10 protein-coding genes and 1 riboswitch are annotated in these 13,677 nt (G+C 47.6%); of the genes, 2 read left to right on the forward strand and 8 right to left on the reverse strand.

The annotated features are described in order from the left end of the window. Positions 1–6: 6 nt before the first annotated feature. The 5 genes from thiQ to mpl form a co-directional block, all read right to left on the reverse strand. A complete protein-coding gene (gene thiQ, locus OO774_RS14005) occupies positions 7–711 on the reverse strand; it encodes a thiamine ABC transporter ATP-binding protein (RefSeq protein WP_264903234.1) in 705 nt (234 codons plus the stop codon). After that, a complete protein-coding gene (thiP, locus tag OO774_RS14010; RefSeq protein WP_264903235.1) occupies positions 695–2,296 on the reverse strand; it encodes a thiamine/thiamine pyrophosphate ABC transporter permease ThiP in 1,602 nt (533 codons plus the stop codon). The genes thiQ and thiP overlap by 17 nt, the downstream gene beginning before the upstream one ends. Positions 2,297–2,305: 9 nt before the next feature. After that, complete coding sequence (thiB, locus tag OO774_RS14015; RefSeq protein ID WP_264903236.1) at positions 2,306–3,298, reverse strand: thiamine ABC transporter substrate binding subunit; 993 nt, start codon at positions 3,296–3,298, stop codon at positions 2,306–2,308. A 70-nt stretch (positions 3,299–3,368) separates the two neighbouring features. Further along, positions 3,369–3,517: riboswitch (TPP riboswitch) on the reverse strand. Between the two features lie 92 nt (positions 3,518–3,609). Continuing rightward, positions 3,610–4,245, reverse strand: a complete 636-nt coding sequence (locus OO774_RS14020) for a flavin prenyltransferase UbiX (RefSeq protein ID WP_264903237.1) — start codon at positions 4,243–4,245, stop codon at positions 3,610–3,612. A 5-nt stretch (positions 4,246–4,250) separates the two neighbouring features. Continuing rightward, positions 4,251–5,609 (reverse strand): UDP-N-acetylmuramate:L-alanyl-gamma-D-glutamyl-meso-diaminopimelate ligase, encoded by a 1,359-nt coding sequence (gene mpl / locus OO774_RS14025; protein ID WP_264903238.1) that lies wholly within the window; start codon positions 5,607–5,609, stop codon positions 4,251–4,253. A gap of 311 nt (positions 5,610–5,920) precedes the next feature. On the opposite strand from mpl, the gene fbp reads away from it, so the two are divergent. Together fbp and ppa are read left to right on the forward strand one after the other, a co-directional pair. Beyond that, entirely contained in the window at positions 5,921–6,937 is a 1,017-nt protein-coding gene (gene fbp, locus OO774_RS14030; RefSeq protein ID WP_264903239.1) for a class 1 fructose-bisphosphatase, read from the forward strand. A 109-nt stretch (positions 6,938–7,046) separates the two neighbouring features. Continuing rightward, positions 7,047–7,577, forward strand: a complete 531-nt coding sequence (gene ppa, locus OO774_RS14035; protein ID WP_014230697.1) for an inorganic diphosphatase — start codon at positions 7,047–7,049, stop codon at positions 7,575–7,577. 148 nt (positions 7,578–7,725) lie between these two features. Here the strand turns inward: ppa and OO774_RS14040 are convergent, their stop codons facing one another. From OO774_RS14040 to OO774_RS14050, 3 genes are read right to left on the reverse strand one after another with little or no spacing between them, the layout of a single operon-like run. After that, positions 7,726–8,073 carry a gamma-glutamylcyclotransferase gene (locus tag OO774_RS14040; RefSeq protein WP_264903240.1) on the reverse strand — a complete coding sequence of 116 codons (348 nt, stop codon included), beginning with the start codon at positions 8,071–8,073 and terminating at the stop codon, positions 7,726–7,728. Positions 8,074–8,103: 30 nt separating this feature from the next. Continuing rightward, entirely contained in the window at positions 8,104–11,937 is a 3,834-nt protein-coding gene (locus OO774_RS14045; RefSeq protein WP_264903241.1) for a translocation/assembly module TamB domain-containing protein, read from the reverse strand. After that, positions 11,934–13,649 (reverse strand): autotransporter assembly complex family protein, encoded by a 1,716-nt coding sequence (locus tag OO774_RS14050; protein WP_264903242.1) that lies wholly within the window; start codon positions 13,647–13,649, stop codon positions 11,934–11,936. The genes OO774_RS14045 and OO774_RS14050 overlap by 4 nt, the downstream gene beginning before the upstream one ends. Positions 13,650–13,677: the final 28 nt, after the last annotated feature.

Genomic DNA, 13,677 nt, shown 5'->3' on the forward strand with positions numbered 1-13,677 from the left:
CAGAGCTTATCCAGCTGCCCGAACGAAGGCTTGTAAAGCCTCACTTGAATGTGTCATGCAGAGCTGACCTATCTCACCTGCCGCCTCAATTTTTCCACCCGCAACAAATGCAAAGTGACTTGCTATGGCTTTTGCATCACTCAGGTGATGAGTCACCATCAGAACGGTAATCCCTCGCTCAGCGGCTAATCGTTTCACTAAGCTCAGCATCTCTTCACGCAGCACAGGATCGAGCGCAGAGAATGGTTCATCCAACAGCCACACCGGATGAGGCTGGACAAAACAACGGGCTAACGCAACACGTTGGCGTTGACCGCCAGAGAGATGCTCTGGCAATCGGTCGAGGTACTCTGCAACACCAACCTGCTGCGCAGCTTGCTCAACCTGAAGTTTTTGGTCTGCGGTGAGCTTTAAGCCCGGATGCAATCCTAAACTGATGTTGTCACGCACCGACAAATGGGCAAATAAGTTATGCTCCTGAAACAACATTGAGAATGGACGCAGATAAGGTTCTTTACTGACAATGGATTCGCCATCAACTTGGATATCCCCTTGGTCAGGGTGGATAAAGCCAGCAACCAGTGCCAACAATGTCGATTTACCCGCCCCACTCGGCCCCATCAACGACACAATCTGACCGCGCTCGATGGTTAAATCAAAACGAAACAGTTCACTTTGATAAGTGTATTGCACGTCATCCAACACTAACATTGTGTGCTCTCCTTCGTTTTAATACTTTCTCAATCAGAGTAAAACAGCCAACACTAAGCAAAAGTAAGGTGACCGAAACCACCGCTGCCGCTTCCATCTGATAACTGCCGAGTAGTTGGAATAAATACAACGGCAAGGTTCTGAATTCTTGTCCGCCAAATAGCGCAATCGCACTCAAATCCCCTATCGCAAACATAAAGCTGATTGCGAAAGCGTGAGCAAAGGGTTTACGTAGTGCTCGCCATTCCACGACTTTAAATCGCTGCCAGCCTCGCATCCCCAGGCTGGCACAAACATATTGATATTGCTGTTCGATATGCAGCATCGGCTGCGCTAACGTCTTAATCACATACGGCAGCGCCATCAAACCGTTGACCAGTATGACGACAAAAAATGCCAGACTGAAAACATCAGTAAAGGAACGGAGCAACAAAAACAAACCAGTACTGATCACCAAACCCGGCGTTACCAAAATAATGGTACCAACTAACTCAATGTGATCCGCCCGTGAGTTTTTATACTCCAGGCGCAAACGCCGACTGGTGAGCAAAATGGAAACGCCAGCAGCCACTGCAAGAGTGCTCGCCATTGTTGCTACTTTTAAAGAGTTGAATAGCGCAGACCAAAAACGTTCGTCATTTAATACCGAGCCAACCTGTTGATTTATGCCGCTCAGAATCACCATCGCAAGTGGTGGGATAACCAGTAAAAAGGCACCCATGATCCAAAAGCTATCCCAAGCTTTTGACCACCCATGATCCTTCGTTAAGTATTGCTGTACCGATGTGCTGCCAGAGCTTATAGACACTGGCTTTGTCAGCTTCTGTACGCCTATCGCGATCACACCGCACAACAACATTTGCCACAGTGCTAATAGCGCGCCGGCCTGCAGGTCAAAGTCAAATTTTATCGCTTGGTAAATGGCCAACTCAATGGTGGTCGATTTAGGCCCGCCTCCCAGTGCCATCACCGTGGCGAAACTGGTAAAGCACAGCATAAAGACAAGGCCACTTACATGTGGCAATTGTTGTCTTAATCGAGGCCACTCAACCCAACGAAACTTATCCCAATGGCTCATGCCGAGATGAGCACATAGCTTATGTTGCTCAGCAGGAATCGACTCCAGTGTTTGCAACAATAATCGCGCAGCGTAAGGCAGATTAAAGAACACATGCGCCAGCAAAATGCCGTTCAAACCATAGATCGAGAATGGCAGCTTGGCATCAAGGGTTTGCAACCATTGGGCAATCAAACCGCTATTGCCATATATCGCCAGCAAGCCAAAAACCCCGACTAAAACAGGCAGAACTAAGGTGGAAGCGAACAGTTTGAGCAGTAATGGCTTACCGAAAAATTCACGGCGGGAAAGCGAATGGGCGACGGGAATCGCCAAACCCACACTAAGCAACGTGGATAGAAAAGCCTGATAGAAGCTGAACTTAGTAACGTGCTGATAATAGGGATCATGCCAAATCAGCGACACATCCAGAGACGGAGCCTGAACAGCCAAAGCACTCAGCGCAGAAAGAACAAAGGCCGCGATGACTATCGCGACCCCTATGCCTAATTTGGGTACAGTATTCAAACGGAACTCTTAGAAAGTCAGGGCGCTTTGCCATTCACGAATCCAAGTCTTACGCATTTTTGCCACTTCATCGGCGCTAAAGCTCAACGGCTTACTTGGTACGTTCAAGGTTTCAAAGCCTTTTGGAAGGGCAACGTCAGTGACTGGGTACATCCAGTTACCCGTTGGCATGGCTGACTGGAACTCGTCACTCAGAATAAAACTCAAGAACTCGTCCGCCAGCTTGGCATTGTTTGAGTCTTTCACCTTGGCCGCGACTTCCACTTGCATGTAATGCCCTTCAGCGAAATCTGCTGTGGCAAATTTTGCATCTTCTTCGGCAATCAAGTGGTAGGCTGGTGATGTGGTGTAAGAGAGCACTAAGTCTGATTCACCCTTGAGGAACATGGAGTACGCTTCTGACCAACCTTTAGTCACCGTGACGGTTTTATCTGCCAGCTGCTGCCACGCTTGTGTCGCACTGTCGCCATAGATTGACTTCATCCACAGCATCAAACCCTGCCCCGGAGTTGAAGTACGAGGGTCCTGATAAATCACTTTAAGATCATCACGCTCTTCCACCAGCTCTTTCATGCTTTTTGGTGGGTTAGCCAACTTTTCTTTATTGTAAACGAACGCGAAATAACCATAGTCATAAGGCACGAAGGTTTTATCGTTCCAGCCATTTGGTAACACAGTTTTAGAGGTATCAACATGGTGCTCAGCCAACAAACCTGTTTTCTGCGCTTCCGCCATCAGGTTGTTATCCAGACCTAACACGATATCCGCTTTGCTGTTACTGCCTTCCAGACGCAGGCGGTTCAAAATCGATACACCGTCATCAAGAGCAACGAAATTTACGTCACAGCCGCATTTCGCTTCAAAAGCTTGTTCGATTTTAGGACCCGGTCCCCAATCCGCAGCGAATGAGTCGTAGGTGTAGATGGTTAATGTGTTTTCAGCAGCGAATGCTGAAGTTGTTGTCATTGCAGCAAGGGCAATCAGGCTTAGAGTGGGTTTCACTGCTCGCTCTCCATGTCTATTTCAGAGAAATTAGTTGAGCGGCACAGGTTTGAGGCGGCTATTGGGATGGCTAATATCCAGACTCAATTCCTACGCCAGCATTATCTGGTTCAGGTATTACGGGTCCCCATAGCCTAACTAGGTTAAGCCATTAGGTCTCAGCGCCCTTAAGTATTGATGAACACAATACAAAATGGGGTTGCTCCCCGATGAGTTGGATGGATTGTATACCCAAACCCCCTCGCGATGCTAGGTTACGCGAGGGGGTTTGGTACTTAGATGAAGATCGGGCTACGTAGCAAGATAACTATTTATGAACGTTGGTCGTATCCCCAGCGCGGGACCAATCCTTGCTCAATCCCCAGATGGTCGAGAATTCGCGCCACCATAAAGTCGATTAAGTCTTCGATAGTCTTTGGCTGATGATAAAAACCCGGCGCTGCTGGCATGATGGTTACGCCCATTTGCGACAGCTTGTGCATATTTTCCAGATGTAGGGTCGAAAATGGCGTTTCACGCACTACCAGAAGCAGCTGGCCACGCTCTTTCATCACCACATCGGCGGCACGCTCAATCAGGTTATCCGACATACCATGTGCAATCGCCGCGACGCTGCCTGCCGAACACGGACAAACCACCATTTGTTTTGGAGCCGCAGAGCCTGAAGCCACTGGCGAGAACCAATCATCTTTACCACAGACAGTAATGTTGTCAGGATTACACTTCAGGTGCTCCACCAGCGCTTTTTGCGCCGCATCAGGACCACTTGGCAGCTTCAGGTCATGCTCGGTTGCCATCACAACCCTCGCCGCGGAAGATATCAACACATAGACGTGATAATCCGCAGCGACCAAACATTGCAGAAGTCTCAAGCCATAAGGCGCACCAGAAGCGCCAGTCAGTGCTAGGGTAATGGCTTTTTTTTGTTGATGTTTTTTGTCAGACATAAGGATTAAGCTTTTTGTTTTAATTGTTCGAGAAGTTTACCGTGAATACCGCCAAAGCCACCATTGCTCATAACCAGAATTTGGTCATCAGGCTTTGCACGTTCAACGATTTTCGCAACAAAACGGTCTAAATCAGCGTCAACAAAAGCCGGTTGCTGGCATTGGTCTGCAATTTCCTGTACCGACCATTCAATATTGTCTGGCTGGAACAAAAATACTTCATCGGCACTGTGCAATGACTCCGCCAGCGTATTCTTGTGCACACCACGCTTCATGGTGGCGGAGCGAGGCTCCAGTACTGCTAAGATACGTTTGTCACCCACCTTGTTACGCAGGCCACCAACTGTTAGTTCAATAGCAGTAGGATGATGAGCAAAATCGTCGTAAACCGCCACACCTTGCTCTTCACCTTTAAGCTCTAAGCGGCGTTTAGTATTGATAAAACGGTCCAATGCCTGACAGGCTAACTCTGGAGTCACGCCGACGTGCCTTGCCGCTGCGATCGCCATCAGAGCATTGTCCACGTTGTGATCGCCGACTAAGTTCCACTCCACAATGCCGACTTTCTCACCTTGCAGCGATACTTCGAACTTCGAGCCATCGACGACCAGTTTATGCGCTTGCCAGTCGCCACCTTCACCAGAAAACTGCTTTTCTGTCCAACAACCGCGCTCAAGTACATCAGCAAGTGCCTGATCTTGTTTAGGAGACAGAATAAGACCATTGCCCGGAACAGTACGCACCAAGTGATGAAATTGACGCTTAATCGCTTCAAGATCGTCGAAGATATCTGCATGATCAAACTCAAGATTGTTCATGATTAACGTACGTGGGTGGTAATGGACAAACTTAGAACGCTTGTCGAAAAAAGCACTGTCGTATTCATCCGCTTCAACAACAAAAAACATGCTTTCTCCTAGTCGGGCAGATACACCAAAGTTACCCAGTACGCCTCCGACCAAGAAACCTGGCTGGTAACCACAGTCTTCCAGTATCCAAGCCAGCATACTTGAGGTGGTCGTTTTGCCATGCGTCCCAGACACAGCTAACACCCAGCGATCGTGAAGTAAAATCTCATGCAACCATTGCGGTCCAGAGGTATAACGCATGTTGCTGTTGAGTACATGCTCTACGCATGGGTTGCCACGACTCATCGCATTGCCAATCACGACTAGGTCAGGTTCAGGATCAAGCTGAGAAGGATCGAAGCCTTCAATAATTTCAATACCTTGAGACTCCAGTAATGTGCTCATCGGAGGGTAAACATTCGCATCAGAGCCCGTGACTTTGTGGCCGAGCTGGCGAGCTAAAATTGCCGCGCCACCCATAAACGTGCCGCAGATACCCAAGATATGGATGTGCATAAACTTAACCTTGTAATGCCGTGTTTAATGCTTTCATTATCGCGATAACCACCAGAAAAGCGAGAGACTTTCACCTTGTTCTTGCTATCACTTTCAAAAAAATGACAAGCCTGAACACGGACTGTACAGTCACCAAACTAAATGATGAACTCGTCAGTGATAAGACAAATAAATTGAGATCTCAGACGGTTACTTCATTACCATTAAAAAGATCTTCGACATAAAATTACGTTTAGCGCAAACGTTTAACATCCATAAAGAGATGCCCCGTTGCGCAACACCCCCAATAAATGAAAATGTAAGGATTGACCATGTCTGGATTGCGCACCCTAGGCGAATTCATTGTCGAGAAACAAGCGGATTTCCCCCACGCTAGCGGTGATCTATCATCTCTTTTAGCATCCATTCGTTTGGCTGCTAAAATCGTTAACCGCGAAATCAACGCTGCGGGCCTTGGTGACATTACTGGTGCTGTCGGCACAGAAAATGTCCAAGGTGAAGCTCAGCAAAAGCTAGACGTTTATGCAAACGACAAGTTTAAAGCGGCACTTGAAGCTCGTGACCAAGTTTGTGGCGTAGCCAGCGAAGAAGAAGATGAGGCGGTTGCATTCAATAAAGAACTCAACCAAAACGCCAAGTACGTTGTATTGATGGATCCACTTGATGGTTCATCAAATATCGACGTGAACGTCTCTGTAGGTACCATTTTTTCCATTTACCGTCGTGTATCACCAATTGGTACGCCAGCAACAGAAGAAGATTTCCTTCAGCCAGGTCACAAACAAGTTGCGGCGGGTTACGTGATTTACGGCTCTTCAACCATGTTGGTTTACACAACAGGTAACGGCGTGAATGGCTTCACGTACGATCCTTCTATCGGCAGCTTCTGTCTTTCTCATGAAAACATGATGATCCCTGAAGAAGGCAAAATCTATTCTATCAACGAAGGCAACTACATCCGTTTCCCACTTGGTGTGAAAAAGTACATCAAGTACTGTCAGGAAAATGTGCCTGAAGATGGTCGTCCGTACACGTCTCGCTACATCGGTTCTTTAGTAGCAGACTTCCATCGCAACCTGCTAAAAGGCGGTATCTACCTATACCCAAGCACGCAAAGCCATCCACAAGGCAAACTGCGTCTGCTTTACGAGTGCAACCCGATGGCATTCCTCATCGAACAAGCCGGTGGTATCGCTTCTGACGGCGTGAATCGCATCATGGACATCAAGCCAACAGAATTACACCAACGTGTACCATTCTTCGTTGGTTCGAAGAACATGGTTCGCAAAGTTGAAGAGTTCCTTGAACTGAACCGCGACGAAGAATAATTTCCGACCTTTGTCCAACACGGCAGGTGTTTACCTGCCGTGTTTTTGTCGCTAAAGTGAGTTGCGAATAGATCGTAATTACTCATCCTCAATGAAAAGGAAGTTTCAAATGAGCCTAAACCATGTACCAGCAGGTAAATCTCTGCCTGAAGATATCTATGTCGTTATCGAAATTCCTGCAAACGCAGACCCAATTAAATACGAAGTAGATAAAGACTCTGGTGCTGTATTTGTTGACCGTTTTATGTCTGCACCAATGTTCTATCCATGTAACTACGGTTACGTGAACAACACACTGTCTCTTGATGGTGACCCTGTAGACGTACTTGTTCCTACTCCATACCCGCTAATGCCGGGCTCAGTAATTCGTTGCCGCCCTGTTGGTGTGCTAAAAATGACGGATGAGTCTGGTGAAGATGCTAAAGTTGTCGCGGTTCCTCACTCTAAAATCTCTAAAGAGTACGAGCACATTCAAGACGTCGGTGACATCCCAGAGCTACTGAAAGCACAAATCACTCATTTCTTTGAGCGTTACAAAGAACTGGAATCCGGTAAATGGGTGAAGGTTGATGGCTGGGCAGACGTGGAAGCCGCAAAAGCTGAAATCCTGGAATCTTACGATCGCGCGCAAAACAAATAACCGCGAGCGGATTACAAAAAAAGAGCTGCAAGTACGCAGCTCTTTTTTATGCCTGAACGCCAGATAAGCTTCAGTCGATTTGTACACCAACACAATATGCGACTAACGTCGAAGCCATTCTAAAACTACACGTCGATACGCCGTCGGACTAGACTCTCTGGCACCAGTCCCCAGATGATATTTCATCGGTCAAATGCTCGGTATCTTGATAAATGTAAATCCAAGCCTGACCAAATGGCGTACTGATGCTCTCTCGACGGTACTCCACAGGAACATCCTCAAGCTTATCAAGTGCAACCAGCGTATCGTCATCAATCATATACACTTCACCTTGTACTGAGCGATGTCCTTCAGACACCCCAGGGTAAGGCCCTAAGTCATACAAAGTATATTGAGCATCACTTTCATGGAGACCAAGGAATTGTGCGGTACTCAAATAGTGATGATTGTACTCCCCTTTGCGTAACGTTCCGTATACAAAGACTAAATGCTGCATAACCACTCCTTAGCTATGAGTTACGCCCTATTAATCAAACTCAAATTGATAGAGTAGATCAACTGCACTGTCTACACCAGAAACCGCTTCTAAATACAGATCCTGCATTAATCGGTAACGAACCGTAAATTCACCCAACGAGTTAAAGATTCCCACACCATATTTCACCTGCAGGCCAGGGAGAATGTAACCACTGACCGTCACCTGAGAGTCATCTCCCGATCCTGCGGTATCGAGCTGTAAATCTTGTACGCCAAAGGCTTCGCCTATCTGACCGACTACACGACCACTTTTCGCCAGACTCAAGCCAATCAGGGTCGTTGTCATGGCATTGCCACCTGACTCTGCATCGATGTCTTGACCTCGTAATAGGTAGGACAGCGCGTTAGCCTGAGGCATCGACGGTTCTGAGAAGATTTCCAAACTTGGATCCGATGCGGGACCTGTAACCCGAACCCCCGCGGTCACATCATCTTGCGTATTATCAGGATTACGAATGGCGGAAATCGACAGATAAGGTTCATCCGCTGGGCCATTCATCATGATTTTACCTTCGTCAATAACCAGATCCTGACCAAATGAGCGGTAAGAACCATCGACGATGTTGACCTCACCAACAATAAATGGTCCTTTGTCTTTTTGGGTTACGTTGAGATTACCCTGCAAACCGCCTTTTAGGCCAAACGCCGCAAGCTGGAAGTCGTTACCGATCTTGATGTTAATATCAGTTTCAACATTAAACGGTACTGCTACCGTATCATCAACTGGCTGTAAGTTTTCATCCAGAATGACCAAGTCACTCGAAACGCCAACGGCACTCGGTGGCAACTCTTCAACCACGATACGCCCCCAAGGCAGGTTAATATTACCTTGTACCTTAGCGAAGTTCGGTGTCGCTTCAATCGTCATATCGGGCTCAACTTTGATTTTCACCATTGGTGGCATATCGACTTTTAATTCTTCAGCAAACACACGAGCGCTGGTTCGCCAATTTGCCAAGTCTTGCCAATCTGCATCACCAGTGATTTCCAACTTTCCGTCTGGGGTGTTGATGCCTGCGTTTAAGTCAGCTTGATGACCTTTAAAGTTAATCAGGACCTGACCCGAATCAATATCGATTGGCGTCACTTCACCATTCAGATTAAGTTGGTCAATCAGGAACTCTCCGTTTACCTTAGGGTGCATCACGTCACCAGAGAGCGCTAAATCGGTATTCATATTGGCTTTAAACAAGCTGTACTCGCCAATCAATGGCGCTAAGAAGTCCAAATGGAGCGTCGAAAGTGCCACATTACCAACAATCTCTGGTCGCTCGGCAGAAACATTAAGTAATGAAACCTTACCGCTTATATCTCCGTTATCCGATACATCTACCAGCCACTGTGCGTCCAGTTTGTCTTTCGCTAGTGCGGCCGTAAAGCTGACACTATCCCAACCAACCGTAATAGGCTGCTCCAGAGCCTGTTCCACCTTGCCTGGTGGCATGTCGACATTCAGCGTCACTTCTGGCTTCATGTTGGGAGCCCACTTCGCAAAAGCTTGTGCGTTCACAGAGCCTTGCAATTTAGTCTCTGCCGGTAATAGTGTCTTGATTTGGCTAAAGTCAAAGTTGTTCACCGCTAACTTCGCCTCACCACTTTTGCCAACACTGATGTTTTCAGATAAACACACACTCGAATCAGCTTGCAACCAACAGTGCGCCTGAACATCCGCGATCTGCTTATCGATATTGACCTTCACCGCCGTCGACTTTTGCAGTGCCCAAGGCCCTTGAACGGTATCAAGTGACAAACGAGTTAGCGCACCGTCCCAGATCATTTCAGGCTTCTGAGTAAATGCGCCTTGGATTTCCAAGCTGGTTGATACGATATCCGAAACCACATCCAGGGTGAGTTGATGCTGTTTTTCATCTCCCGACACTTCAAGATCAGCGCTGTCTATGCTGAAGCTGTCATAGGTGATATTGTTGACCACCAAGCTTACGTTAGCTTTTGGTGCCGGTAACGGTGAAACATCCCCTTTCAACGTGACCGTTTCTACTTTAGCTAGCTGCTGCCAGTTCGCTTTATTGACGGTAAGATCCAGATTGATGGCCGGTTCTTTTAAGCTGCCCCGCACCGCGATTTTACCGTTCATATTACCGCTAAGATCAGGCACACTTTTCGCGAAATCAGGGAAGTTAACCTCAACGTCCAGCAGGATTTGTTGATCAACATTACCCTTGGCACTCAACTGGTTAGGGCCATGAGCTAGTACTAAACCTTGCGTGGTAAGCTGGATATCCTCGGCTTTGCCATTTGGAGCAGAAGCTTCTAACTGCCCCTTCACTTTCAGTGGATAACCGCGTAACACACCATCAATATCAAGGGTAGGAAGACTAACCTGCCAGCCGCCTTGCTCCGTCAGCGCCCCAGAGGTTGATAAGCTACCGCTTATGTCGCCTTCGGCTTCCTGCCACTGAAGACCCGGCTGGATATGTTGTAAGTTGAGATCGGCTTGCCAGTTGATTGGTGCCGCCCAGTTAGCCATGACCTTGCCCGACAGCTCGCCGCCCAAGGTTTTCACCACCAGACTTTCCAGATCAATTTGTTCTAAGGTGCCCTTTCCGTTTAGCGCCACATCTAGCGCAGGAATATCCTTACCAGATGCTTTAGTTTCCAGCGCCACCTCGTAGCCCTCTAACGAGCCTTTAGCGGTAAGACTCGGTACAGCAACCTGATAGTCACTTTCTCCCGACAAAGGCCACTGCGCTTCGACATCATTAATGGTTACATCAAAAGGTAACTGCGCTTTCAGTGGCTGAAGTTCGGCTTGGATTTCGGCTTTAGTCAGTTCAGACAATGTGGCTTTCAGTGCTAAATCAGCTGCAGAGCCCGATGCCGACAGCGACAATTTCTGCCCTTTCGCCTCAGCATGTTTCACTAGCGCATCCAGTTGAGCACTAAGAGGATAGTCTGCGGAAAGTGTCACTTGCGTACTCAGCGTAGCCTCAACTTCAGGCATGTCGAGCTCAAGCGTTTGCAAATCAACACGATCACGACCCGCCTTCGCCACCAAGCCGAGATGATGAACAATAACCGGCGTTTCACCCGCTAACTTGAAGTTATGAATATCAAGACGTCGGGCATCGACGGTCAACGGAATCCAGACTTCAGGTAAAACGATATCTTGTGGTTCTGCATCGGTCTGAGAATCAGCGACTTCAGTGTCCACGCTCTCAGCTTCAACTCCCACGACGGCGGCAGTCTCAGATTCAGCAGCTTCTGTATCAGCCGGTGCTTGTTCGGTGTCCGTTGGCGCTAATGCAACATTGATCTCTTTTAATGCTGTTGGTGCAATGACTAAGCGGTCGCCCTGCATCGATAACGCAGTCGTGAATTGCTGCCAGTCAACTCGATTACCCAAAACATTCAGGTTGATATCATTAAGGCTAACTTTGTTGACGAAAATTGGCACTGGCGTACTGATTGAACGCAGCGGAGGCGTCTCTTCTTCTGGCTCGTCACTCGCCGGTGGAAGTTCCGGCATCTGGAAGTTTACACCCTGCAGTGAAAGCTCATCGACACATACTCTAGGATCGAAAAAGCAACGAAAGTTAACCGCCAATGTCAGGCGTTCAACTTTGGCATCAACATGCAGTGATTGATCAGCAAAGCTGACGTTTTCCAATGCAAATCGTGGGAATAATGCCCCCTGCACTTTCTCCACCTGTAATTGTGGCAGGGCTTTTTCTGCGCCCCATATGGCGAGCTTTAACCCAGGGTGAGTAAAAAGAACGGTTGAGACTAAAGTGATGATCAACAACAGCAGACCAATCAAACCGAGCGATAGCCATTTGGTCCACTTAAACACTTTTTTCATCATAGTTCAGGCCCCAAAGAGAAATGGATGCGAAATTCGTTCTTCTCTGGATCATCCAACCCCCATGCAAAATCAAAACTGACCGGTCCAACCGGTGATGCCCAGCGAATACCGACCCCGGCCCCCGATTTCCACACGGGTGTGTCATTAAATGCGTCACCAATATCGTAAAAGGTCGCTCCCCACCAGTTCCCGGTAATACGGTATTGATATTCCAGCGTGCTGCTCAGGATATATTTTGCCCCCGTTAGCGCCCCACTTTCATCGACAGGCGAGATGGATTCGTAACCATAACCACGAATGTTGTTGTCACCACCAGCAAAGAAGCGCAACGATGGAGGCAACTTATCGAACTCTTCCATAAAGTTAGCGCCGCCTTCTAGGCGGAAAAGTCCGCGATGGTTTTCACCAATTCCACGAATCCAGGAGGTTCTGCCCAGAAAGCGAAACACTCGGGTCGCAGACAACACGGCCGGATCACCATATTCAAAAGTGATGGTTTGCTTATCGCCCCACATTGGCATACTTCCCCCACGTACTCGTGTACGTGAAAACGTCGCCCCAGGTAGCAAGAAGTGCACCCCATCTTCTTGTAAACCCTGAGAGAAGTTTTCGTACAGGTGACGTACATACAAGGTCTTACGCCAGCCATCATCGACTATCCAGTGACGCTCTACTGCTAAGTTTGATTCTAAACTCTGAGTATCACGGTTATCTACATGCTTCAGGCCAAACTGAAGTTGGTAGTATTCATGTAGAACATCATCAAGCGGTATTTTGTAGCCTGCGGTAATGGTTTGTTCTGGCTGAGAGAGGGAAAGTGCGGTATCGAGGCTGTGGCCACGAGAGCTGATCCAAGGCTTTTTCCATTTCAAGGTACCGCGGACACCAGTATCAGTAGAGTAGCCAATACCGGTTTCTATCTGGTTTTTGGCAGCCGGAGCAAGAGAGACCTTAACAGGCAAATCACGTCCTTCATCCAGCATGGTCAGATCGGGTTCAACAAACACGGACGAGAACCAATCGGTATTAGACAGGTTCTGGTTATACTCCCCGACACTCGAGACTAAGTAAGGTTCGCCCTCCTCAAAAGGACTTAACGACGCAACACGCTCATCCCAAATCTGACTACCAGTGATATTGATGGAACCAAAGTGATAGCGGATACCACTGTCATAATGCAAACGAATGTTCGCTTCATTGAATGCAGGCACCACTTCCAAACGGCTGAGTTGATAATCTCCTTTGAAGTAACCGCGCTGCAAGGCTAAATTACGTATTCCTGACTTGAGACTATCGTATTCGCTTTGATTAAGGACTCGACCAACTTTTAAAGGAGATGCCGCCAGAAGCGCATCAAATGCTTCATCCTCTTGCGCTTCACCAGTAATCAAGATATCCATGACTTTAATTTTGACTGGTAAGCCTTTTGCAATATCGATGATCAGTTCATCATTATTTTCAGTAACAGAGTATGAAATCTCTGCGTGATAATACCCAAGCGCGTTGAGGGCTTCAGTGATACTTTCATCTAATCGCGCTTGAAAACGCAACGAAGTCGAGTAGTCTTCTTCAGGAATCGACGTTAGATAAGCTTGAACATTTTCTTCTAACGCACCATCGATACCCTGTAGCTTAAGAGATACTTTGGCAGAGACGTTGTGGGAAAAGGCAAACAGGCCAACAACAATGATCGGGAGAGCTTTTTTTATCATGCGTTTTTAGCTGCGTGAGATTCGTGAG

The organism is Vibrio sp. STUT-A11 (assembly GCF_026000435.1).
Taxonomy (GTDB): domain Bacteria; phylum Pseudomonadota; class Gammaproteobacteria; order Enterobacterales; family Vibrionaceae; genus Vibrio.

Coding starts and splice junctions, on each gene's coding strand:
- thiQ (WP_264903234.1), bottom strand. CDS start 711: ATGTTAGTGTTGGATGACGTGCAATACACTTATCAAAGTGAACTGTTT.
- OO774_RS14020 (WP_264903237.1), bottom strand. CDS start 4,245: ATGTCTGACAAAAAACATCAACAAAAAAAAGCCATTACCCTAGCACTG.
- mpl (WP_264903238.1), bottom strand. CDS start 5,609: ATGCACATCCATATCTTGGGTATCTGCGGCACGTTTATGGGTGGCGCG.
- fbp (WP_264903239.1), top strand. CDS start 5,921: ATGTCTGGATTGCGCACCCTAGGCGAATTCATTGTCGAGAAACAAGCG.
- ppa (WP_014230697.1), top strand. CDS start 7,047: ATGAGCCTAAACCATGTACCAGCAGGTAAATCTCTGCCTGAAGATATC.
- OO774_RS14040 (WP_264903240.1), bottom strand. CDS start 8,073: ATGCAGCATTTAGTCTTTGTATACGGAACGTTACGCAAAGGGGAGTAC.
- OO774_RS14045 (WP_264903241.1), bottom strand. CDS start 11,937: ATGATGAAAAAAGTGTTTAAGTGGACCAAATGGCTATCGCTCGGTTTG.
- OO774_RS14050 (WP_264903242.1), bottom strand. CDS start 13,649: ATGATAAAAAAAGCTCTCCCGATCATTGTTGTTGGCCTGTTTGCCTTT.